Consider the following 25,548-nt stretch of genomic DNA (forward strand, 5'->3'; position numbering starts at 1 on the left):
CATGCAATTCACTGTATACGGTAATACCGGGAAAAGCGTCGTTTACCCGCTGTTGCTCAATGTCACGAGCGATATTATTGGACAATTGAATCGTCGGATAGTGATCCCATTGCTCCCGATTGAAAAGTATCCGGCAGGCCGCCGACCGGATCGCCTTGTCCCCGTCGTCAGGCTGACGGACGGCAAAGAATACGCCGTAATGACCCATGAGCTGGCAAGTATCCCTGTCCAGGCCCTTGGTGCGGTGTTTTGTGATGCTTCGCAGTACCGTTCCCAGGTAAAGGCGGCAATAGATTTCCTTATTGACGGAGTTTAACGTTTCTGACTTTAGCTGGTGGCCTGTCCGGGCAATGGCACAATCTCCGGCATGCGCATTTTTATTCCACGTGATGAATAGCGGATACCGTTGATGGCTGTACCGTCAGGGGAAATGGGGCTGGTTTTATTGCTGAAATTAATCTCTGTTTGTTGGGCAATACGCCATTCGCCACAGCGATAAACAGATGGAGCGAGCTATGTCGGCATATGGGTTAATTGCAGGGCCAGTTGATTAATAACAAAAAGCCCGCTTAAGTTTCCTTAAACGGGCTTCTCGAATTTTGGCTCCTCTGACTGGACTCGAATTATATTCTAATTTTTTGATTTTAATATGTTTTAAATTTTATTTTTAGAGCAAAGCCCCCAATTAAGCCCCTAAAAATAACTGTTGTATAAAACGCGACGTACATCACAAAATTCCAGCACTATTTATCTATTAAAGTATCTACAAAACTAGTCACTGGGTCGGTGCTGGCTGATGCTCGGCTTCTGTCTCCTTGCAACTGTATCCGATTGCACGCTCATACTGTAGGCATATTAGTATTCAGCAAGGCGCTGATTGATATAGTCAATTGTCTGCTCAATGTTTCTTAACTTATTAATGGCGTAACTAATTCCCTGCCCTATAACCATCTCAGCATGGCGCAGATTGAACGGGGAACCATCGTGCCAGCAGGATTCCCGGAGCCCCTTTGACACATTTTCCGATAATGAAGTGAACCAGGGATATTGCTGGGTAATACGTTGGTTCAGACAAATGCTTTTCCGCGCACTGCTTCCTCCAAGCAAAACGCGATGTTCTACGATCTCTTCAGAATAAAGCCAATTGAAAAACAATGCAGCTTCACGATGTTTAGTGCTGTATCGTGACAAACCTAAAGAGCCGCCACCAAGTTGAGGTATCCCACCGGGCACGGAAGCATACCCTAAAGCCGGCAATAACGGGCTGTGGGCGACATCGTTGAACAGATTCATATAAGCAATTTGCATTGCTAATCCCCCTTGTTCAAATTGTTTGACAGCCGCGCTCCACCAATTTTCATGCAAAGGTGTACTGATAGTAAGTTGGTGCAAATAATCACGCAGTACAGGAATAGCGATATTCACATCCAGAGAAGGAGGATGATCTTCATGCAGTAGTCGCCCTCCCATGGCGTAATAACGGGTAAGATATTCTGTCGCAATCAGCACGGAATTACCCAATGTCATTGAGGTTCCCATCGGGCGTTGCAGGTTACCGGGCTGGTGGGTTGCAGTGAAAAATGCAGCAATTGTGTCAAACTCTTGAAAAGTTTCAGGTACTTGCAATTCATAGCCATGGCGCTCGTAAAACATGCGGCATATCATGGTGTCATCGAACAGATCTCGGCGATAGAACAAAAGTTGGGAGCTGGCATCAAACGGAATGGCGTAGTTGATCTGATTGACTTTTCCATACATATCTACAACGTGTTTATCGTAGTTAGCCAGCAAATGAGGCAAATCAGGCAGTACACCATCCAGTGGGGTTAAAATACGCTGTGCAAACCAGGGAAGTACCGCGATATCCAACCGCAATACATCATAATAAGGATGTGACTCTAAATGGGAAAGAATGTCGAAGAGTTCATCATAGGGAAACGTCACCAGACGAACGCGGAGCCCTGTTTGCTTGTAAAAATGCGGCAGCAGTTTATTCAGTGCATCTGACGACGGACTGGGAAGTAATAGGATATTCAATGAATCCGAAATGGGAGTCGAGGGCTTTCTTTTGAGCGCCCCGAGTTGGGAAAAACCACGATTGCGGATCGCTGCAGGTAATGCCGTCGGGATAGTAGCATTCAGTGACTTTGCAATCAGGACCCCTAATTCGTTATAACTCATTTGATAACAATACATTTCATCCTGCATGAATACCGCATTATCACTTAAGATATATAAGGCTGGTACGTTGGCTGTGTTACCCAAAGTGTTGGCGATGAGCACATATTGGTTTTTTTCTTTATCCATCGCAATGATGGCGTCTGGTGTATCATCGCGAAAAAAATCAAAAGCGGTTTTATAACTTTCAACAGCAGGTGAACTACAAACGATCACTCGAGATTTATTTCCCAAGGTTCTATTTAATTCTCGTATAAACTCGTCAACATAATGATAGGTTATCGGATCTGTCAGTATGCCTATCGTAGAAAAATTGCGTCTAAGAATATCATCTCCAATATCTCGAGCCACTTGCGAATAATCCAGACTGATATGCCGTTTGGCCCCTTGTGGCTTACGGTAGACGAAAAGGATTTGTGCCTGTGGCAATTTCAAGGCGTGATAATACTCATCAGCACGAGTTAGACAAGATACTGTAATGATCGTCTGGTAACCTTTACCAGCCAGCTTTTTTATGATTGCTCTCTCGTTCGCTGCAATATCATCAGTCAGATGTAAATCCAGCTCACCATCAAAATGATTTCTCAATGTGTGATGCAGCCCGGTATATAACTGATAATGTTGCTCAGTGTTGATATTCGGTAAAACGATGGCAACTGCGTTGCGACTTTTAGCACGCAACAACTGGGCTTGGGTATTGAGTTCATAACCCATTTGCTGTGCAGCCCGCATGACCGCTTCAACTTTTTCAACACTGACGTTACCGCGACCATTGAGCACATTGGAGACGGTTCCGTGAGAAACTCCTGCCAGTTTTGCAACATCTTTGATTGTTGCCATCTTGAATACTCCAACCTTAGGTAACACTTTGTTATGTGAACAGATTATCTTGGTTTATGCAATGCAAAAATAGAGTAGCGCATTGCATATTGTATAACTTACTAATATTGATACCGTTTCTTTATTTTAATTGGAACGTTTCATTTTAATGTATTGGTAAGAATACTTAAATTTTCTATGTATGTAGTTGCATAATCTATCTTTATTTTTATAATTTGTTGTTTTTAAAATGATTTAATCATGTGTTGTGAATGTCATCACATAAAAAACAATCGTGTATTGATTTAATTTTAGATAATCGTATTTTGGAACGTGTCAATTGCTGGTTGCCGTTTGACGAGAAATGACTTAAGACGCCATTTTCATTGTTCACGTACACCAGGAAATGGAGGTTCTGTCTCCTATAATAACGAGGTAATATAATGAAATTTAAAAACAAAGCCTTGCTTGCTGTCTTTTTTGTCTGCTCTTCTGCTCAGGCTGTGACGTTGGATTACCGCCAGGAGTATACCGATGTTGATAAAACCCATAAATACCGCTTTCTCATCACACATCGGTTTGACAGTGGTTTGGGTTTTGGTCTGGAAGCCATGTGGAAGAATGGTGGAAATAATCAGGATCAACCCTTCAATGACATAGTAAGCAATGGAACTGAAGCCACCCTCAGTTATCAATTTGCTGCGACAGATAAACTGAACCTACAACCCGTGTTTGTAATGCAGAGTGGCACATCACACACCGGTTACAAACCTGGTTTGTACGGTAGCTATAAATTCACAAATGATTTCAGTGCCGCATTACGTTATCGCTGGGAATACATCCGCTATACCACCCCAGGCGTTGATGATGACTACGTCAATCGTGCCGATGTCTGGCTATTCTATAAAATGGCTTCTTGGGCATTTGAATACAACTATTTTTATATTCATAGTGATAATCGCCTGAGATTTAACAATAAGAAGGGGGATTATGAGCACAGTGTTAAAGTGCAATATAACATCGATAAGAATTGGGGGCCTTACGCAACCATTTTAAATAAATCGGTCAGTAAGGATTCCGACGCTCGCCAGACTGGATTCCGCTTGGGTGTTCAATATCGATTCTAAATACCTGCTATATACCAGCCAACTATAGAATTAAGTCTGTTGTTGGCTGGATATTAATAGCAGGGTAAGAACTAAAACTGCACAGTATGATGTGATTTTGACTAAATGATGACCATCAAGGACTGACTATGAATTTACCTTATCTCTCTTCAGTAAACATTGGCTTACTCACTGTAACCTTACTATCGGCCAGTGTCTCTCAAGCAGAAACATTTACTTTCTGGCACGGACAAACGGGAAAACTGGGTGATGCCTTACAGGCATTATGCGGTTCTTACAACAAAAGCCAGGATATCCATGTGATCAATTGTGTCGGGCAGGGGGGAAATGAAGTTCTGATGCAGAAAACTATTGCCTCCTATAGAACGAAAACCCACCCCGAAATAGTGTTGGGTTTTGATGCAGGAACCTTGGATCTCATGCTTTCCAATGCTGTCCTCCCCGTTCAGGAGTTGGCCGATAAGCAGGATGTGGCAGTGAATTGGGATGACTATATACCGGGGATCCGTTCTTATTATGAATCGTCAAAAGGTAAGATGTATGCGCAACCTTTTAATGCCTCGACGGTGATATTGATAGGCAACCAGCAGTTGCTGAATCAAGCCGGGATAGAAAGTTTGCCTGAAACCTGGGAGGAGTTTGGGGTTGCCCTGACAAAGTTAAAGCAAAATGGGCAAGCCTGTCCATTCTCAACGGATGGGCATCCTTGGCGCTATCTTGAACAGTTTTCTGCTGTGCAAGGAGAACCTGTCGCAACGAATGGCAACGGGTATGCGTCCTTAAAAAGCCAGTATGTATTTGACAACACTTCTCACTTGAGGATCATGAAGGACTTACAGGCTTGGCGCAATGCAGGCCTGGTGAAGTTGAACGCTGACACGAACGCTGGCAACTATGTCGCCGCATTTACCTCTGGCGAATGTGCTATGTCGCTGGTTTCCTCTGGTGCCTATGGGCAAGCGTATCTGGCCTTAAAAGATAAAACCCCGTTACTGGTCGGAAAAATGCCGATTTATGCCAATACATCCCGTTTTAATACCCTGGTAGGTGGTGGAGCAATTTGGGTAATGAAAGGGCATTCCGATGCCAAGTACCAAGCCGTAATGGACTTTCTGAATTATATTCGTCGCCCGGAAATACAAATCGAATATGTAAAACGCACAGGATACTTACCTGTAACACAACAAGCCTACCAACAAATCATACAGTCTGATAATGCAAATGACAGCGCTTTTGCGACGGTTAAGGTGGGGGTGCAATCATTAAGCGAACCAGGAAACCTCAATACGAAAGGGATTAGATTGGGTTTTTACGTGCAGTTTAGAGAGATTTGGATGGAGGAAACGCAGAAAGCGTTTACCGGGCAACAGACCATGGAGCAGGCTATTAAGCAGGCAAAAGTCCGTGGCGATCAGTTGCTGGAGCGTTTCGCCCGAACTTATAAAAACCATACCCTCCCTTAATACGGGTTATAACGAGACGGGATATGAATAAAATATACCAAAACAGGTGGCTTCCGATCGGTTTAGTCGCCCCCCAGTTACTTTTAATCGGCATATTCTTTTACTGGCCGGTTATCCAGGCGTTTTTCTGGTCTGTGTATCTGGAACCCCCTTTTGGCGGTGAGGCCGAGTTTGTTGGGTTGGAAAACTTCAGTCGGGTGCTGGATGATGAACAGTTTTATAACTCAATAAACCGTTCGATTATCTTTATGATTACCGCTTCATCTTCGGCGGTATTAATTCCCTTGATTCTGGCGGTAGCGGCAGATCGGCATATTCGTCTAGCCAAACCGGCACGTAATATTCTTATCTGGCCAAAGGCTGTTGCAGGGGCATCAATCGGGATGGCTTTCAGTATATTACTCAATCCTCATGTTGGGTTATTGTCGCCCATTAATGCTCTGTTCCCGGGGTTCTGGAATCCCGGTTTAAATGGCACGGATGCCAATATTATGTTGAATATCGCCTATATATGGCGGGGGATCCCCTTTAATTTCATTATTTTGTTGGCTGGATTACAGGGGTTGCCGCAAAGCATGATCCAGGCTGCGGCGGTGGATGGTGCCGGGCCATGGCGTCGGCTGTTTGAAATACAAATTCCGCTGCTTTCACCGCAACTCTTTTTCTGCATGGTGTTGGAAGTGACGGCCAGTTTTGCATCCGCATTTGCGCTGGTGGATTCAATGACACAAGGAGGACCAGGCGGTGCCACCAACTTGTTTGTTTATAAGATCTATGTGGATGCTTTTAAATCCTATGATTTATCAGGTGCTTCTACCCAAACAGTGATTTTGATGGCTATCGTCATGCTGTTGACATGTTTTCAGTTTTTCTTTTTAGAAAAACGCGTCAAATACAATAGGTAACAACATGATTGAAAATACCCGTTCGATCGATATTGCAGCCAATACGGTGCTGGTGCTCGGAATGCTATTTATTCTAACGCCGCTCTATTTTGTTATCACGACAGCGACTCACTCTTTTGAATATGTTTTGCAAAATGGTACGCCTTTTTTTCCAGGGACTCATTTGATTGAAAACATTAAATATCTATTTAATGAAACACTGATCCCGGCTCAAATCTTCAATAGTCTTTGTGTCGCCTTAACGGTTGCCTTGGGGAAATGCCTATTTGCCTATATCACCGCCTTTGCTCTGGTTTTCTTTAACTTACGTTTTTCAAACATTATCTTTGCGTTGATCCTGGTCACCATCATGCTGCCACTGGACGTGCGGGTGGTGACAACCTATGAGGTTGCCTCAAATATTTTTGCACCTTTCAACTGGTTGTTTCGTGTGACGGGGATTCAAGCACTGTATCAAAGCCTGACGGGGCAGCCTTTGCACTTGGAATTGAGCGTGCTCAACACCTATTTTGGTTTGGCTGTTCCCTTGATTGCGCATGGCACTGGCACCTTTATGTTTCGCCAGTTTTTTAAAACGATCCCTAAAGAGCTACCGGAAGCGGCCAAAATGGATGGAGCCAGTCCTCTTCGTTTCGCGGTTGATATCCTGTTGCCCATCTCAAAATCGAATTTTGCAGCGCTCTTTATTCTGATGTTTTTGGGCGGCTGGAGTGCCTACCTATGGCCTTTAGTGGCTTCATCAACACCTGAGATGCAAACCGCGGTAGTCGGCCTGGCAAAGTTGCAGCCCAGCTCTGACGGCGAAATTGCCAATTACCCGGTCATTATGACTGCGGTACTGATGGTTTCTTGTATTCCCCTGATCATGATTGCGCTGTTGCAAAAGCATGTGGTGAAGGGACTGGCATTATCTGAGAAATAGAAGGTGAGTATGAGCAATACTGCGGTATCAAGCATTGTGCTGCGCAATGTGTCAAAAAACTACAATAAAACCAATACGGTGATCCCGGCCTGTAATATTGAGATCCCGGCGGGAATGTTTACTGTCATTTTAGGGCCTTCAGGCTGTGGAAAATCCACGTTGCTGCGGATGATCGCAGGGCTGGAAAGTACCAGTTCTGGCACCATCGAGATTGGGGGAGTAGAAGTACAAAACAAAGAGCCTAAAGATCGTGGGTGTGCCATGGTGTTTCAAAATTATGCGCTTTACCCTCATATGACGGTATTCAAGAATATTGGCTACAGCCTTAAGGTGATGAGGCTACCAAAAGCTGCCATTGAGGAAAAGGTCAATAAAGTTGCTGCATCTATGGGGCTGACTGAGTACCTGGAACGTCAGCCACACCAATTATCCGGTGGGCAGCGGCAACGCGTGGCGATTGGGCGTGCCATCGTACGTGAGCCCAAGGTGCTGTTGTTTGATGAACCTCTTTCAAATTTGGATGCGCAGTTAAGAAATGACATGCGCCTTGAACTCTCGGAACTGCACAAACGGATCTGTGCCACTTCTGTCTTTGTTACCCATGATCAGGTGGAAGCGATGACGTTGGCGGATAAAATCCTTATCCTGAATAAAGGTAATATAGAGCAGTTCGCCACTCCGGCTGAGATCTACCATCGCCCAGCCAGTGTTTTTGTGGCTGAGTTTATTGGTTCACCGGCCATGAATATCGTTGATGTCTCGCTTGATGCGCATACGGTATATATTCATGGTGTGCCAATCGGATCGCTGACGACGAAAGAAAATATCCAAAAAGCACACTTGGGTATCCGACCTGAGGATATTCAACTTTCTAATGATGAGAAAGGGATCTGTTTTCGCATTCATCACCGGGAAGATCTGGGCTCACACTCAATTTTGCATGGCACCATCCAGGATTCCGTTCCGTTAAGAGTGGTAACCCCGTTTGGGGAAAAAATTCCTGATATCAAAGAACTGAAAATCAATATTCCGCTGGAGAAATGTCATTTCTTTCATGAGGAATCAAGGAAAAATTTAAATATTTACGCTGACTGATTTTATTAACCAACAGGTCCATGTTATGAAAAGCAGAAAAGTTCCCGCGGGTGTTGAAAATGGAAAGTTTGATGAACATGGCAAAGCCTTGCCGTTTTTTGGCAATACGGTAATCTGCCATATTAATGATGCGGAAATTTATCCTCGTCTGTGTGAGTTTTATGCCCAATTGGCTGATATTGAATTAGTCAATAGCTTATATACCTTATTGCCATCACAGAGTTATCATATAACGCTATTTGATGGCGCTTGTAAAAAAAGTGAGGAGGGGTGGTATTGGCCCAGTGAACTGGCTATCGAAACACCGTTAACGTTGTGTACGGATTTTTTTGCAATGAAAATCAGGGAGCATGAAATTACATCCCCGGTATTAAACTTTTCCGTTAACACTTACAAACCACTGTTAAATACGCTGGCGATTACTGCTCAACCAACAGGTGAAACAGTTGGCGCGATACCTATATTTAGAAATAGACTTGCCGATGCGGTTGGGATCCGGCGTTCAAACCATGATAATTATGTTTATCATATTACGTTGGGTTATTTTCTGAGAGCTCCCAGTCAAGAGGAGTATAGCCAGTTATCGGCATTACTGGAAAAGTTTATCCAGGGGTTAACTGATGAAGAAAGGAGAGTTGTGCTGCATCAGGCAGAGCTTTGCCAATATGATAATATAACTGAGTTCTCACCGAAGCTGTTTTTTTAATGTTAATCAATAATGAAAGCAACGGATAAAAAATTTTATTTTCTAAGCAGGTATCATGTCATTGTTATTAAGCTACTTTGATGGCAGTTTAAATAATGGTTCTGGTTTGGCCAGGTTATTTTTAGCCGGATTTTTATGTGGAATAATTGGCCTGGAACGTGAATCTAAACATAAACCGGTAGGTTTTAAAACCTGTGTCATTATTTCCGTTGCAAGCTGCCTGCTGACATTGATTTCCATTACTTCGGCGCTGTATTACAGTGATTTATTGGCGAATATTCGCACCGACCCGATGAGATTGGCGGCCCAAATTATCAGCGGTGTAGGCTTTATCGGGGCCGGTGTCATTTTGCATCGTTCTAATCAGATCATATCGGGGTTGACCACTGCGGCGATTATCTGGTCTTCTGCTGCGATTGGCATTGCCTGCGGTGCCGGGTTTTACTTTCTGGCGACCACGACGACTTTTTTGATTTTACTGGTGATCAAGTTCAGTAACGTTGTAACCCGCTTGGGAAGGAGGCTGTCAAAACACCAGATTATCGATGCCAGAGTGATCATTGTCGGTAGCGAAACTATCGAGCCGTTGTTGGATGATCTGCGTGAAAAAGGGTATCTGGTTGATAATGTCAATATCATGGATGATAAAAAAAATCGTGTCGAGGTCACCATCAGATTGAGAGTAAAAAAGAATTCGGGGGTATTTCTACTTTACAGTACGCTGAAACACCTTGAATACGTTTATTCTGTGTCGCTTAGTCATTGAACGGGTCTACTATAATGGTTTCCTGAGTATCATGGAGTGAAGAAAAGTCTAATATATTTAAAATGTTAGGGAAAATAAGCTCCCCGATAATCTCTATTGGTTTTTAAAGCCACTGCCCATACGGCTTTATATCCACATGCTTTTTATTAATAGTTTGAAGAACATCACAAATCATTACAAAGTCAGTTGCTTTTCCCTGCTATTGATTTAAATTTGGAACGTGTCAAATTTATTGTTAGTCGCTATGTAATAATATTGTTGATATGAAAATAAAGATTTAACTTGCTTCTTTGATGGTTTAGCGATTGATAACCAATTACCTTGATTATTTTAAAATTACTATATGGTTAATAAAATAAAGCACATGTTGTACATTCAGTATCAGAGCTAGTACTAGTTGGTTTATTGAGTGGCTCAGCAGACGTTTGAATGTCTCCGATCTGTATCGGCTATCTGCTCGTGATGGTTCGAATAGTGATAATTGTCGTTTGTTTATTAAGGATGTAATGGTTGATATTTGCAAAACAGAAAGTTGCAGTTAATCATTAAATAATCAAGAGAGTGTTTTTTTAAACATGATACCTTTGTTAAACTTTCAGTGTGTTTGTTTTTCCTCTTGATTAATGGGGGGGCGAAAGACATATTGGATATTATTCACGCAGAATATATTTTTTGCCGTGACGCATTCGACTATTTTGAGCCAATCGAGATTAAGGAGTCATCTATGTATCACTCTTTTTCTGTACATCAACGGCCAGTCTATAAAAGAATTTTCCTTTCGGTAGCAATAGGCTTGCTTTTTAACACCACAGGCCATACTGCGCCAATACCCGCCCAGCCCTTTGCAGACAGCGCGCTGAGAACGGATGCGTGGGGCGACCACTTCAAGTACGGTGCCTATTCAACGCTGATAGCCGGGCATATTCTACGCACCGAATTCCCGCATCTTTTAGTGCGACTGAATAACCAGCCCATCACGGATGCAAACCTACCGGAAATAAAGCGACAGGTGCAATTCTACCTTAAACGTTATGATAGTCTGCCGGACTGGACGATCAGGGAGATACTGGAGTTTGCCCGCAATAACCGTTCGGCATCGATATTTAACGAAGAACGTTCAGTCATTCTTACCGACGAGCAGAATCAGGCATTTATTAGCGCGATGAGAAGCCATCCGGAACTAAGGCCAATAGAGAACTTAGTTTCCAACGATAAGTTTATTTCAACAAACTTTCAGTTCAATACCCACCGTGCTTTATATAATAATGCTTATGGTATCCCACAAAATTCTTTAGCGGCAATCTTGTGTGCGTATGCTGCTGGTATTCGCTCGATAGAGTTTGATGTACTAGAAACCCAGGAAGAGCCGAGAGGAAATATCAACGTTGTTATTCACGATCTTAGCACTAACCGCTTAAGCGGTTCTTTCAACCTGCCGCCGATTTATGCTGAACGAGAAACGTACAGTTATATTCAACCAACCAGTATCGATGTCCTTAATCCTTTAGCTGCGACACAATCTGTAGAGAATAGTGGTATCAAACGATTAATGAAGACCGCCGATGTATTGAATTTTGTGCGTAATGTTATCCCAGAAGTGACTCTATATATTGATGCCCGTAATGACTCACCTCTATCCGTTATAGAGATCCTCGATAATAATCCGCAATATCGTGACAATATCGTATTGAAAATTTATCCATTTACTTTGGATGGAGGCGCATACAGCATTGTACAAAAATTTGCCACAAGAAATAATCTGGCAGAAAATACCGCACTGAAGAGATTAAAAGAGATTAATCCTCATTTATTACTGGCAATGGGTGGGGTGGCTGGACAAGCGTCTGAAAAAGCCTATGTTGCGCAATACAGTAATTTTAACTGGTCTACTCTTCAATCTGAACGGCAATATTTCCCTTTTTCTCGTACTTCTACGTTATCAAAGAATTCTTTTAATGGCCAAACCATTTTTACCGAACAGCAGTTATTAGATATTGAATCTAAAACGTTTAACCTGTTTAAATGGGCTATGGAATTTCCGGCAATCGGTAATGTATTGGTGTTTCAGGTAACGTTGGTTCCTTCATTGAAATCGTTGGTAGATCATCAGACAACGCAAGGAGCAAAAGATAATTTTCGAGATATGCCTGTTGATGACCGCATAAATTCGGCCGCTATTGATAACTTTGTTGTGTTATATAAACGCGTGATGGGGCAGCAGCTTAATACGACCATTGATTTAGGTGGTTCGCAATCCACTTATTTACGTACTGAGTTAGCCCCCACGGTATTTGGTTTTTCCGACCGCTATCCTGATTTTTCGCTAGCCAATCGCGATAGTTCAGGGACGATTATTCAAAGCTCGATCAGGAACTTTCTCTATAGCATGGAAGGGACTGTTTATATTAACGACTCCTATGCGATGAAGAAAATGCGTTCGACTGAGGCGGTGATGGAGAAATATCAAGAGATGAAGGGTGAAGGTTTAGCGGTACAATATGCAACAACCGATCTGCCGACCGATCTTCGTGCTGCTTTCATGGGAATACTTGGGAAGTATGGATTGCCCAAAGACTTACAATATCGTGCCAGTGCTATTATTAAACCACGTTTTACGCCGTCTAATTTACCAGGTTTCTCCCCTCCAGGCTGGACAACGAGAATGTTTGGCGATGCTTATAAAATTGATCCGACCCATTTTGATAGCGATCTGGCAGCCATCAAGACGCTACTGAATGAACGGGCAACCGTCATTCGTTCACGAGAGGCGATCATCACATCACGTGATAGGGGAGCCATTCTTACCAATACTAAAGCGCTAGCGAGGCTTAACCAAACAGAACCGGTCGTGGCAGCAGATCTAGCCCCCACACTTGTCAGCAATGCGCTTGCGAGTATCACCACAGAACTTAACACACTTAATAACAATTTAGACAGTAAGCGAGCGGCATTTGAAAGTAAGTATCATGTCCCTGCGCCAACTCATCCTGATCACGATTATGACTCATAATCCGATTAATTCATTGACGGGGAGAGGAAAAGAAAGCGTATTTACATTGATAGGGAATACAACAGAATGGCTCAAATTTTAGTTGGTATTGAGCCATCTTTTTTCTGTTTAGTGTTCACAAAAAAAAATTTATTTTTATGTGAAAATTGATTTATTAACAATAGTAATCATCACTAGCTCTAAACTAAGTTATTACCACAGAATGATACCAGCACTTTTATACAAAGGAGCATCCTATGTGTTTTAAACTAAAAATCCGCCCTATGGCATCTATTATTGCGTCATTAGCTTTTGTATTATTATCAACCACAACAGTTAAAGCCGCCCCTCAATTATGTACTTGGGGATATATTTCTTCGATAAATAACAATTACAATGACGCTAGTGCTTCACAATACTATGTCAATATGAACATGAATAAACAGGGTTTTCCTACTTCATCACACAATATTTTTACGTTAGTTTATACTGATACGAACAATGCTAACTTGCCACCTTTTGGTGTCAGTGCCTATAATACATTAATAACTAATCTACATATGGCTATGGCTAGACGATTGCCTGTAAAAGTCGAAAGCTACAAAACTGATGGTTCTTGTGTGGGTAACTACAGAGAACTCAAAGTCACCATATGTACTAATGAAGGCTGTACAAATTAATTTTTCATATATATAACATTATATCATTCTCTTTCAGGGAATGATATAATGAATGTAACTTCACCTTGAGTTCGTGTTGTTGGCCGCCGGCTCCCTACAATGAAGGTATGTTTCCTCTTTACTAACATTGTTCCAGTTTTTATGCCTATAGCTGTTCATATGTGTAGAGAGGAACAAATGAGGATTCGATAGATAACAAACTCGTTATAAAACTAAGGGCCAAGAATGACGGCAATGATAGATGGGTGAAACGTATTCCTATTGTAGACCGGGGAACAGTGTTAAATAAACATGGTAACCCTAAGCCTGATCGCGGTTAGGGCTGTAAGGACATGAACATCCATTTTTTAAGATAAAATTTGAGTAGATATTCAAATTAAAAATTTCAAAATATCTACACTTTTTTCAATTTACTGTTTTTATATAGTATTTGGCTAATGCACTAATTTATTTACAAAAATCAGTTAATTGCACATGGGGTTTGAATTTCAATCGTATGATAATACTTCAGATTGAGTTTATTTACTTATTTTATAATTTCCTATTGTAAACATATAAATAACTAATTATATTGTATGGTGCTGGTATTTAGAGTTAAAAATTACAATTGGCTTTATATTAAAACCTGTAAATTTAATTAAATATAAAAATTATTTCATAAAAGAGAACATCTATTCAGAACAGCAATTGTCTGTGATGCTACTAATATGTGAAGTTAATTCTAAATAGTCCCATTTGTAGTTTTCTATTCAGATGATTTCATCCATATCTAAATTTAATTATTTTTTTGATATCAGTATATTAATGTGAATCATAAATAATTTTTAAGACAAGTGATTGACTAATGATGAATCGCGGTTACAAAGTGTGTAGCGAGGAAGTAAGTCCTCTAATTTGTATGAGGTTATGAATTAAATTCATGAATAGGTGCAGACTCACCGGCAGGAGATATAGGTCTCGGAGGTTTCGCCTGGGGGTTTGAGATATGACTCATTCTTACTTTTGGGCAACAGCAGTGAAAGCAACATCGACAGGGCTAATTGGTTCAATTAAAGTCTGAAAGACTGGGCGGCATTTTATCAATTTGTTGATTTTCAGCCTAAATTGTTCAGTGAGATCGGATGGGTTGTGTTCTGCAAATTGGTCGGTCAAAACTGATGACGTTATTGGAATAATAGCGCTAAAAATGACATAACCAAGGATACATAATCTTGCCGATTCGAGTCCCAATGAAGCCCCCAGAAAATGCTGGATGCCAGAATACCAATATGGAACAGAGTGTAATTTGATTTGCAAAAAGGGGATTTTACTTTGAGACACCATGGACATCGGTGGCTGTCCATGGTGTTAAATTTATGGCTCCTCTGACTGGACTCGAACCAGTGACATACGGATTAACAGTCCGCCGTTCTACCGACTGAACTACAGAGGAATCGTGTGAACGGGCGAATAATAACGGTGCCTATGGGCCTTGTAAAGCATGAAAGTGCCTAAAGATGTTATTTGCTGGTGTAATGAGCAAACGGTCTTGTTTAGCACGTGTTCAGCTCAGTAAAACCCTGGTTTGGTCTTTTTCTTGTTGGGACATGAAGTGCAAGATTGGCAAGTAACGCTTGGTGTCATGAGGAAAGTCGCTTGCGAGAGATTTGAGTGTCCGGCATTCAATTATTTAAGAATGTTCTTCGGAATTATCTGGTTGATATTAGTAAATACCTCAATTAAATAAGCTAAATATAATCAAACTGTTGAGTTGGTGAGGTTTTCTTTTGGGCATTTAAGGTGAGGGGAATATTGCGATTTATATGAAGTGTTTCGTTCTATTTTGGAGTAAACCACCATTAATGCCATTTATGGTGAAATAAAATATTCAGCTGTAACGTTTTCTGGACGCAATTTTAGGCTGAAGAAGAGTAAGAGTATTGAAAAATAGCGATTTTCTATCAAAATTTATTTTTATCTTATTGTAATTAAATGAGTTACTGTTCTTCCTGCTGCTTTGGTAGGAGTGTTCCAACTGCGTAGTTTGAGTGGGAATGCACTTTGTGATTTTTAAACCCTCATTTAAATATCGTTTTATGCGACATTTCAGTAAGTAGATACTTTCTGATAGTTGCTGGATATAAAAAATATCAGTATTATTTTGCACTTCGATAACTGTTGTATGTTGTTACGTCGATGTGTGGGATTATTTTTTGTTGAGTTGCCTAATCATTAGTGATGTGTCCGCAAGGATGGGATGATTCATCCATTGAGTCAATAAACAGTAGCGAACAGTGCGGAAAAACGACTCAGCCGCGTGATAAACACTCTAAGTAAAATTCTAGTGAATGTTTCTTGGGGATTTTTGTCGCAACTAAATGTCTTCTCCATCCAGTGTTGAAAAACGTACAGCATATTCATCAGGGTTATATCCGGTAGCGTCTGTTTTGACATGCCGATAACAGATTTTTGAAAGGATTTTTTGATGATAAGCAACCAAAAGAAGCTCTGTTTAGGTGTGTTATTGTGCAGTGGTTTGTTGTTGGCAGGTTGCCAGAATAGCCAGAAGAATAGTAAGGCACAAACAGTGCGTCAGGAACAGGCTCCTGTTACTGCTACCATACAACCCCCTCCTCAGCAGATCAGTGTGTCGCCACCGCCAGCACCACCTGAAACCAAAACAAACAAACTTGGTTTGTGCCAAAGTGAATTGGCTTCACTGAAGCAAATCAAGCCAAAAGCTTATGCAGCTAAGAAAGCGCATTTTGATCGTTTACTGAGTAATGCCTCTGTTTATAGTGCTGTGCGTAGTGATGTGAACCTGCAAACCAAGGATACCCTTGATGCTTTGTACAAATATAAAACTAACCAACTTTGCGCTGATATCGAACGTGAAGTTCTGCAAGGCCTGCTCCAACGCGGGGAAAGCGTGAAATGATAAAGCGCAGGATCTATTGCGGTGCCTTGCTGACCCTGGCGTTGCCGTTGGGAGTGCAAGCGGAAGGAGCGAGTGCTTCTGAAGCCAATACGCTGAATTCACTGGATACCATTACCCGACAGGTGGATGAAGCACCGGCACTGCTGTTTCTGACGCCTTCGCAGATAGAGACGGTAGAACCTGCGAAAAATGAGGGCAAGAAAGAGACCAGCCGGCCTAATGTGCTGGCTAAAGCACCACGTGAAGATGCGGGTGGATACATTCGCGAAATGAAAACGTTACAGGCTACCATCAATCAGCTAAGGGCAAAAATTAGCGGGCAGGAGGCAGCTCTTGAGCATTTACGGAATGCTCAATCTCAACAGCAATCAGCTGTAGCAGAGCTTTCGCAACTAAAGCAGGCGATACAACAAAGCCAACAGGAAAATACTCGATTACAGCAGCAGCTTGCCGCACAAATTAAAGAAAACGAACAAAAAGTGCATCAGCTGCAGCAAAATCAACAGGCGTTGGCCAAATTACAAGAGCAACTGACCGCGCAAATCAAGGATAACGAGCAGAAAACCCAGCAAATGCAGCAGTTGCAACAAGGTCAGCAAGCCTTGGCTAAATTGCAGGAGCAGTTTGCCGCGCAGACCAAAGACGGCGAGCAGAAAGCACAGCAGCTAAAACAACTGCAACGATCGCTGCAAGAAAACCAGCAGGCGAGTGCCAAGCTGCAAGAACAGTTGACTGCCCAAACCAAAGCTAACGAGCAAAAAAACCAGCAGATCCAGCAACTGCAACAGGGCCAACAGTCGCTGGCGAAATTGCAGGAGCAGTTCGCCGCGCAGACCAAAGACGGCGAACAGAAAGCTCAGCAGCTCAAACAGTTGCAGCAATCGCTGCAAGAAAACCAGCAGGCGAGTGCCAAGCTGCAAGAACAGCTGACCGAACAAACCAAAGATAACGAGCAAAAAAACCAACAGGTCCAGCAACTGCAACAGGGCCAACAGTCGCTGGCGAAATTGCAGGAGCAGTTCGCCGCGCAGACCAAAGACGGCGAACAGAAAGCTCAGCAGCTCAAACAGTTGCAGCAATCGCTGCAAGAAAACCAGCAGGCGAGTGCCAAGCTGCAAGAACAGCTGACCGAACAAACCAAAGATAACGAGCAAAAAAACCAACAGGTCCAGCGACTGCAACAGGGCCAGCAAACGTTGGCGAAATTGCAGGAGCAGTTTGCCGCACAGACCAAAGACGGTGAACAGAAAGAAAAGCAGCTAAAACAGCTGCAGCAATCGCTGCAAGAAAGCCAGCAGGCGAGTGCCAAGCTGCAAGAACAGCTGACTGCCCAAACCAAAGATAACGAGCAGAAAACCCAGCAGGTTCAACAACTGCAACAGGGCCAGCAAACGTTGGCGAAATTGCAGGAGCAGTTTGCTGCACAGACCAAAGACGGTGAACAGAAAGAAAAGCAGCTAAAACAGCTGCAACAATCGCTGCAAGAAAGCCAGCAGGCGAGTGCCAAGCTGCAAGAACAGCTGACTGCCCAAACCAAAGATAACGAGCAGAAAACCCAGCAGGTTCAACAACTGCAACAGGGCCAGCAAACGTTGGCGAAATTGCAGGAGCAGTTTGCCGCACAGACCAAAGACGGTGAGCAGAAAGAAAAGCAGCTCAAACAGCTGCAACAATCGCTGCAAGAAAATCAGCAGGCGAGTGCCAAGCTGCAAGAGCAGCTGACCGCCCAAACCAAGGATAACGAGCAGAAAACCCAGCAGGTGCAGCAACTGCAACAGGGCCAACAGTCGCTGGCGAAATTGCAGGAGCAGTTTGCCGCGCAGACCAAAGATGGCGAGCAGAAAGCTCAGCAGCTCAAACAGCTGCAACAATCGCTGCAAGAAAGCCAACAGGCGAGTGCCAAGCTGCAAGAGCAACTGACCGCCCAAACCAAGGATAACGAGCAGAAAACCCAGCAGGTTCAACAACTGCAACAGGGCCAGCAAACGTTGGCGAAATTGCAGGAGCAGTTTGCCGCGCAGACTAAAGACGGTGAGCAGAAAGAAAAGCAACTCAAACAACTGCAACAATCGCTGCAAGAAAATCAGCAGGCGAGCGCCAAGCTGCAAGAGCAACTGACCGCGCAAATCAAGGATAACGAGCAGAAAACCCAGCAGGTTCAACAACTGCAACAGGGCCAACAGTCGCTGGCGAAATTGCAGGAGCAGTTTGCCGCGCAGACCAAAGACGGCGAGCAGAAAGCTCAGCAGCTCAAACAGCTGCAACAATCGCTGCAAGAAAGCCAGCAGGCGAGCGCCAAGCTGCAAGAGCAGCTGACCGCCCAAACCAAGGATAACGAGCAGAAAACCCAGCAGGTTCAACAACTGCAACAGGGCCAACAGGCGCTGGCTAAATTGCAGGAGCAGTTTGCCGCACAGACCAAAGACGGCGAACAGAAAGCTCAGCAGCTCAAACAGTTGCAACAATCGCTGCAAGAAAATCAGCAGGCGAGTGCCAAGCTGAAAGAGCAGCTGACCGCCCAAACCAAGGATAACGAGCAGAAAACCCAGCAGGTTCAGCAATTGCAGCAGGGCCAGCAGGCGCTGGCGAAATTGCAGGAGCAGTTTGCCGCACAGACCAAAGATGGCGAACAGAAAGAAAAGCAGCTCAAACAGTTGCAACAATCGCTGCAAGAGAACCAGCAGGCGAGCGCCAAGCTGCAAGAGCAGCTGACCGCCCAAACCAAGGATAACGAGCAGAAAACTCAACAAGGCCAGCAGGCGTTGGCTAAGTTGCAGGAACAGTTGACCGCACAGACCAAAGACGGTGAGCAGAAAGCTCAGCAGTTGCAAGAAAGCCAGCAAGCGAATGTTAAATTGCAGGAGCAATTGGCTGCGCAGACCAAAGACGGTGAGCAGAAAGCACAACAGCTGCAAGAAACTCAGCAGGCGGGCACCAAGTTACAAGAGCAACTGACGGCACAAACGCAAGAGAACGAGCAAAAAACTCAGGATCTTAAGCAGTTGCAACAAGCACTGGCGGATGCTGAGAAGAAGCAAACTCAAAGCAGCGTTAGCGTTGTGCAGGACCCCAAAACCGAGCAGGAAAAACGCGATTACGCCATCGGGACCTCATTGGGTAACGATATCCTGAGTTTGCTTGAAAGCAAAAAGTCGCAGGGTGTGGACGTCAACCGTCAACTGGCGTTGGCAGGTGTTGCTGATGTGCTTAATGATCAGATCAAAATGGCCAAAGATCAGATTGCTAAAGCATTATATGAAAGTGAAGTTGAACTGAATAATCAGCATAAGCAGATAAAAACGAAGAATGAGCAGAAAGGTATCAAGTATATCGATAAGTTCAAAAAGCAGGCTCATGTGGTCAAATCTCCGCAGGGTTACTACTATCGCGTAGATTATAAAGGAGATGGGGAAATCAAGGACACCGACACCATTGCCGTTGTGGTTAAAGAGAGCTTGACCGATGGCAAAGTGATCAAAGACATGGAGCTGGCCGGTACGTCTATTTCTCAACCGCTGAGTGCTTATCCGCCTTTATTCCGCGATGCAATCAGTAATCTGAAAAACCATGGCAGCATGACATTGGTAGTTCCACCAGAGTTGGCCTATGGTGATAAAGGGATGGCACCGGATATCCCGCCGGGTGCCACCATGGTTTATAGCGTGCGGATCTTGGATGTTATGCCCACTGTTGAGCGTTAAAACCCGGTTAGTGAAAGTAAAACCCCGTATGGCAACATGCGGGGTTTTTTCTTTACTGTCTTGTAGTTAACGAAACGGGGGTTCGTTGAAGGTGCGCAGTTTGCGTGAATGCAAATGTTCACCTTCCGCACGTAATAGGTCGATCGCGCAAATCCCAATTTGCAGATGCTCGGAAATCGCCCCTTCATAAAAACGGTTTGCCTGGCCGGGCAATTTAATCTCGCCATGCAATGGTTTATCAGAAACGCACAGTAACGTGCCGTAAGGGACTCGGAAACGGTAACCTTGAGCGGCAATGGTCGCACTCTCCATATCCACCGCGACGGCCCGGCTCAGGTTAAAGCGCAATGCTGAGGCGGAATAGCGTAATTCCCAGTTGCGATCGTCCGTTGTTACCACCGTACCGGTACGTAAACGTTGCTTCACTGCTTCGCCAGGCATGCCGCTGACTGTTTTAGTGGCATCGTAAAGTGCGCGCTGTACTTCCGCGATGCTTGGGATTGGAATATCAGGCGGCAACACTGAATCAAGCACGTGATCGTCACGCAGGTAAGCATGTGCCAGAACATAATCGCCGATAGACTGACTTTCACGCAGGCCGCCACAATGACCGATCATCAACCAGGCATGTGGGCGCAGCACCGCCAGATGATCGCAAATCGTCTTGGCATTGGAAGGGCCGACGCCGATATTGACCAAAGTGATCCCTTGCCCATCACGCGCAATCAGGTGGTAAGCGGGCATCTGATGGTTTTTCCAGGCAAGATTGGAAACCATCTGCTCTGGGTCAGGAGTCTGTGCGGTGACATAGTGCCCACCGGCGCAGGATAGCGCGGTATAAGGGCTGGCCGGGTCGGCTATTTGCTGACATGCCCAGCGGACAAATTCATCAACATAGCGTGTGTAGTTAGTGAACAGAACGAACGGTTGGAAATGCTCAACAGGCGTGCCGGTATAGTGCCGCAAACGTGCCAAAGAGAAATCTGTGCGTAGTGCGTCAAAGTGCGAGAGAGGAAAATGATTGGCCAAGGGAAACAGGCCGTCAGCGGTTTCATCGCCGATTTGCGCTAATTCAGTCGTAGGGAAATGCTTGGTTATTCCTGCGCTCATCGAACGTTCTAAAGCCAGATCGGAGCCATCAATCACATAAGGGAAAGGGATTTCCTGTTGGGAGGCCACCACTTCAATGACGGCAGCATACTCGCTTTCCAGCAGGGTTAGTTGTTCTGATAGATAATGGCGAAACAACTGCGGCTGTGTAATGGTTGTTGTGTAGTTACCGGGCCGGGTAAAGCGGCCATAGGCGCGTATTCTGGGGCTGTCGGGGTGGTCGCCACTCCAACGAACACGCAGCTCTGGATAAGAAAATAACCCTCTGGCACGGGCCTGTTCGTCTGGCAGCGTGCCATGAGTGATGAAATCTTTGATAGCTCCACGTAATGCGCAAACCGACGCGTCGTACATCGCTTCAAGTTTATCAAGAGCCTGTGAGGCTGTGAGAGCAGTAGTTGGGTGATTATTCATAGCTTTTCCTTGGTTCTCGCGATACTTCAGCATAGCGTAATGCAGGCACTGAATGCATGCCATTGCTTGGAATCTAGTCCAATAGGCTAATTTTGAGCCTGGGTTAATAATTACGCCAAAGAAAAAGAGCCGTGCATTTGGAATGGAAAAATAACATGAGGAAAGGTTGCTGAAATTATAACCATATACTATGAGATATTTAGGCGGTGATGAGTGATAGTATAAATAATAACCAAAAAAGAACGAAGGTACTTTCTTGCGTATGAAATAAAAGTATTTATATTCATTATATTATATGAATATTAAACCATATTATGGAATATTCTCGGGTTCAACGCTTTCGTGAATTAATTTTTACTTTGATATAAATCATTTCCGATGTTAATAGGCAAAAATGAATTTTAGTGATAGACTATATTAATATATATTATTAATTAATCATATTTTCATATGGATTTCCCATGGAGGTTTTCAAGGGAATTTTCTCAGATAACAAGATGTGTTTTGGATAAATAAAATTCACCAGTCTTATATTTTGATAAGAAAATTGATATTGACATAATAATCTTCTTAAGATTATCTTATGTTTTGTAGTGACTTACACGCGGCATGTACTTTTTCCTATTTTGGGAATACGTTTGATGTCCCTACATGTATTCATACTCTGAATGTATGAATGTCCTGTGCTTAGCTTGTTAAGGGCATGACAAGATTTTATCAGGTAAGGATTGTCGTGGTGCAACACCATCCCAACAGGCAATTCTTGCTTAATGCGTTAAGCTAATAAGGATTGTTATGGCTTCCTCCTGCGACCAAAATGAGATACCGCGAGTTCTCCTTTTCATGCGCAATTTGCTGTGCGACTTTACGTAAAGAGCGGGAAGCCATGCAAAATGATCAATTATTGAGCGAAAATTCGGCCGTACTGGTACCCAAACAAGGGTAAACCTAGAGAGAACGTATTTTACAGAAGTTTCATAGACCTTGGCTAACGGCTATGGGGTAGCGTGCTAGAACGCTACGGGAAAACAGGGAAAGGAACCATGGAAAATCAGTCAGCTATTCTATTACGCCGCTTAAATCCGTATTGTGCGCAGGCTCTGGAAGCCGCTGAAGCATTGTGCCAAACCCGTGCCCATGCAGAAATTACAATTGAACATTGGTTGCTTAAACTGTTGGAGTTGGGGGAGGGGGACATTACCGTACTGGCTCGCCGCTATGAGTGGGATATGGACGGTGTATGGCGGTTGTTGTTGGCTAATATTGACACATTGCCGCGTTCTGTTCGTAGCCGTCCACACCTTTCGATTGCGTTATTAAATCTGATCAAACAAGCCTGGCTGGCAGCGTCGTTAGACGAAGATGTTCAGCAGATCCGCAGCGTGCATTTGCTGGCCGCGCTGATGGAGAAACCTTCCCAACTTGCGGTAGACGGCCTATGGCCACTGTTAAGCCTGAGCCAGGGTCAATTACAGCGCTTGCGCCCTCTGCTCGATGCGCAGTCTGATGAACGAGCAGAGTTACAGCACCAAGCTGAGTTGGACCGTTTCCCTTCTACCTTACCGCAGCAAGAGTTTAAGTCTGACTCTGATTCCTTGGCTTCTTCCCCAATACCCGATGAGGCATTGCTGGAGGTGCTGAACAGATTCACGCAGGATATTACGGCCAAGGCCAGGGCTGATGAGATTGATCCGGTATTCGGGCGTGATAATGAAATCCGCCAGATGGTGGATATTCTTTCCCGGCGTCGTAAAAACAACCCTATTCTGGTCGGGGAGCCTGGGGTCGGCAAAACGGCGCTGGTTGAAGGGCTGGCTTTGAGAATTGCTGAAGGCAACGTGCCGGACAGCCTGAAAATGGTCAGCGTGCGGACGTTGGATCTGGGGCTGTTGCAGGCAGGAGCGGGGGTAAAGGGGGAGTTTGAGCAGCGCCTGAAAAATGTAATGGCGGCAGTGCAACAATCAGCGGAACCCATCCTCCTATTTATTGATGAAGCGCATACCATTATTGGTGCCGGTAATCCGGCGGGGGGCGTGGATGCTGCCAACCTGCTCAAACCGGCACTGGCGCGCGGTGAGTTGCGTACTATTGCAGCCACCACCTGGTCGGAATATAAGCAGTATTTTGAGCGAGATGCTGCGTTGGAACGCCGTTTCCAGATGGTGAAAGTGGATGAGCCAGATGATGAAAAAGCTTGCTTGATGCTGCGTGGCCTGAAAGACCGTTATGCTAAATACCATGGTGTACATATAACCGATGAGGCGGTAAAAGCGGCGGTTATTCTGTCTCGCCGTTATCTGACCGGCCGCCAACTGCCGGATAAAGCGGTTGATCTACTGGATACTGCCAGCGCCCGGGTGCGCATGAGCCTGGATACCACACCACAACCGCTGATGCAAATCAGTGCCGAACTGATGGCACTGGATATGGAACAACAGGCGCTTGAACAGGATCTGGTGATCAGTTCAGATGCCGATCCGGCCCGTTTGGCGGATATCACTGACTGGCGTGATGTACTGAAAAAGCAACAAACGGAACTAGAAAAGCAGTATCAGCAAGAAAAAGCGCTGACTCATCAGTTACTGGAGCTGCGTCAAGATCTCAGCCTTTCGATGGAACGTATTCAACTGCAACAGCAGTTGAATGAACTACAGAATAATATCCGTTTACTTTCACTGGATGTAGATGCTCGCACCGTGGCAACGGTGATTGCCGATTGGACCGGTGTGCCATTGGGCAGTTTATTGAAAGACGAACAAACCAATCTGCTGCAACTGGAACATCATCTCAGCCAGCGTGTGGTGGGGCAGGATGCGGCCTTGTTAGCGCTTGCTCAGCGCCTCAGAGCGTCGAAAACCGGCCTCACGCAGGAAAATGGCCCTTTGGGGGTATTCCTGTTGATCGGCCCAAGCGGCGTTGGCAAAACGGAAACGGCGCTAGCCCTGGCAGACAGCCTGTTTGGCGGCGAGAAATCACTCATCACCATCAACCTCTCGGAGTACCAAGAAGCATACACGGTTTCCCAATTGAAGGGGGCTCCGCCCGGTTATGTTGGCTACGGTCAAGGGGGCGTGTTGACAGAGGCAGTACGCAAGCGCCCATACAGCGTGATTCTGTTGGATGAGATAGAGAAGGCTCATCGTGATGTGTTGAACATGTTTTACCACGTGTTTGATCGTGGTTTTATGCGTGATGGCGAAGGGCGTGAGATCGACTTCCGCAATACTGTGATCCTGATGACGACCAATATGGGGAGTGATCCGCTCATGCAATTGCTGGATGAGCAACCCGAAGCGCTGGATGCCACTTTGCACGAACTGTTGTATCCGGCCCTGCGTGAGCATTTCCAGCCTGCGTTGCTGGCTCGCTTTCAAACGGTGATTTATCGTCCCTTGGCGGTTTCGGCGTTGCGCACCATTGCGAAAATGAAACTTGAGCAGGTTGCACAGCGTTTACAAAGCTACTATGGGTTGAACTGTATTATTGAAGAAGATCTGTACGATATGCTGGTTGCCGCCTGTTTGCTGCCAGACAGCGGCGCGCGCAATATTGACAGTGTGCTGAATCAGCAGATTTTGCCGGTGTTGAGCCAGCAACTGTTGCAACAGTTGGCATTGCAGCTAAAACCGCAACATCTGCTGTTGGGGTACAACGATGAAGCAGGGATTCGACTTGTATTTGATGAGCCTCAGAAGGCAGAGGTCGCATTGTGATCGCTAACCCTGTTCGGTTAAGCCGCAGCCATTGGTCGGTCTA

At 44.5% G+C, this 25,548-nt stretch carries 16 protein-coding genes and 1 tRNA gene; 13 read left to right on the forward strand and 4 right to left on the reverse strand.

The features are described from left to right. Position 1: 1 nt before the first annotated feature. Positions 2-316 (forward strand): CcdB family protein, encoded by a 315-nt coding sequence (locus Z042_RS13315; protein WP_024913593.1) that lies wholly within the window; start codon positions 2-4, stop codon positions 314-316. A gap of 539 nt (positions 317-855) precedes the next feature. Here the strand turns inward: Z042_RS13315 and Z042_RS13320 are convergent. Next, positions 856-3,018 carry an extracellular solute-binding protein gene (locus Z042_RS13320; protein ID WP_024913592.1) on the reverse strand — a complete coding sequence of 721 codons (2,163 nt, stop codon included), beginning with the start codon at positions 3,016-3,018 and terminating at the stop codon, positions 856-858. Positions 3,019-3,440: 422 nt separating this feature from the next. Between Z042_RS13320 and Z042_RS13325 the strand changes: the two genes are divergently transcribed. From Z042_RS13325 to Z042_RS26015, 9 genes are all read left to right on the forward strand, one after another. Beyond that, positions 3,441-4,124, forward strand: a complete 684-nt coding sequence (locus tag Z042_RS13325; RefSeq protein WP_024913591.1) for an oligogalacturonate-specific porin KdgM family protein — start codon at positions 3,441-3,443, stop codon at positions 4,122-4,124. Positions 4,125-4,252: 128 nt separating this feature from the next. After that, positions 4,253-5,587, forward strand: a complete 1,335-nt coding sequence (locus Z042_RS13330; RefSeq protein WP_024913590.1) for an extracellular solute-binding protein — start codon at positions 4,253-4,255, stop codon at positions 5,585-5,587. A 23-nt stretch (positions 5,588-5,610) separates the two neighbouring features. Further along, on the forward strand, positions 5,611-6,492 hold the full coding sequence (locus Z042_RS13335; protein WP_024913589.1) for a carbohydrate ABC transporter permease: 882 nt from the start codon (positions 5,611-5,613) through the stop codon (positions 6,490-6,492). A 4-nt stretch (positions 6,493-6,496) separates the two neighbouring features. Then, positions 6,497-7,414: an ABC transporter permease subunit gene (locus tag Z042_RS13340; RefSeq protein ID WP_024913588.1), complete on the forward strand. Its 918-nt coding sequence runs from the start codon at positions 6,497-6,499 to the stop codon at positions 7,412-7,414. A 9-nt stretch (positions 7,415-7,423) separates the two neighbouring features. Then, positions 7,424-8,509 carry an ABC transporter ATP-binding protein gene (locus Z042_RS13345; protein WP_024913587.1) on the forward strand — a complete coding sequence of 362 codons (1,086 nt, stop codon included), beginning with the start codon at positions 7,424-7,426 and terminating at the stop codon, positions 8,507-8,509. 25 nt (positions 8,510-8,534) lie between these two features. Next, entirely contained in the window at positions 8,535-9,215 is a 681-nt protein-coding gene (locus Z042_RS13350; RefSeq protein WP_024913586.1) for a DUF1868 domain-containing protein, read from the forward strand. A gap of 55 nt (positions 9,216-9,270) precedes the next feature. Then, the gene (locus tag Z042_RS13355) at positions 9,271-9,981 is read left to right on the forward strand and encodes an MgtC/SapB family protein (RefSeq protein WP_024913585.1); all 711 of its coding nucleotides are present in this window, start codon (positions 9,271-9,273) and stop codon (positions 9,979-9,981) included. Between the two features lie 724 nt (positions 9,982-10,705). After that, positions 10,706-12,991, forward strand: a complete 2,286-nt coding sequence (locus tag Z042_RS13360; RefSeq protein WP_024913584.1) for a PI-PLC domain-containing protein — start codon at positions 10,706-10,708, stop codon at positions 12,989-12,991. Positions 12,992-13,227: 236 nt separating this feature from the next. Continuing rightward, entirely contained in the window at positions 13,228-13,650 is a 423-nt protein-coding gene (locus Z042_RS26015) for a hypothetical protein (RefSeq protein ID WP_154666959.1), read from the forward strand. 996 nt (positions 13,651-14,646) lie between these two features. Here the strand turns inward: Z042_RS26015 and Z042_RS26885 are convergent. Together Z042_RS26885 and Z042_RS13370 are read right to left on the reverse strand one after the other, a co-directional pair. Then, positions 14,647-14,979, reverse strand: a complete 333-nt coding sequence (locus Z042_RS26885; RefSeq protein ID WP_024913583.1) for a hypothetical protein — start codon at positions 14,977-14,979, stop codon at positions 14,647-14,649. 27 nt (positions 14,980-15,006) lie between these two features. Further along, positions 15,007-15,082, reverse strand: a tRNA-Asn gene (locus Z042_RS13370). A 1,134-nt stretch (positions 15,083-16,216) separates the two neighbouring features. Here Z042_RS13370 and Z042_RS13375 point away from each other — a divergent pair. Continuing rightward, entirely contained in the window at positions 16,217-16,567 is a 351-nt protein-coding gene (locus tag Z042_RS13375; RefSeq protein ID WP_154666960.1) for a hypothetical protein, read from the forward strand. Beyond that, the gene (locus tag Z042_RS24560; protein WP_051506721.1) at positions 16,564-20,268 is read left to right on the forward strand and encodes an FKBP-type peptidyl-prolyl cis-trans isomerase N-terminal domain-containing protein; all 3,705 of its coding nucleotides are present in this window, start codon (positions 16,564-16,566) and stop codon (positions 20,266-20,268) included. The genes Z042_RS13375 and Z042_RS24560 overlap by 4 nt, the downstream gene beginning before the upstream one ends. A 66-nt stretch (positions 20,269-20,334) precedes the next feature. On the opposite strand, the gene Z042_RS13385 is transcribed toward Z042_RS24560, so the two are convergent. Continuing rightward, positions 20,335-21,792 (reverse strand): AMP nucleosidase, encoded by a 1,458-nt coding sequence (locus Z042_RS13385; RefSeq protein WP_024913581.1) that lies wholly within the window; start codon positions 21,790-21,792, stop codon positions 20,335-20,337. A 1,043-nt stretch (positions 21,793-22,835) separates the two neighbouring features. Between Z042_RS13385 and tssH the strand changes: the two genes are divergently transcribed. Beyond that, on the forward strand, positions 22,836-25,505 hold the full coding sequence (gene tssH / locus Z042_RS13390) for a type VI secretion system ATPase TssH (protein ID WP_024913580.1): 2,670 nt from the start codon (positions 22,836-22,838) through the stop codon (positions 25,503-25,505). The last annotated feature ends 43 nt before the right edge of the window (positions 25,506-25,548 follow it).

It is taken from the genome of Chania multitudinisentens RB-25 (assembly GCF_000520015.2).
In the GTDB taxonomy this organism is placed as follows: Bacteria; Pseudomonadota; Gammaproteobacteria; order Enterobacterales; family Enterobacteriaceae; genus Chania; species Chania multitudinisentens.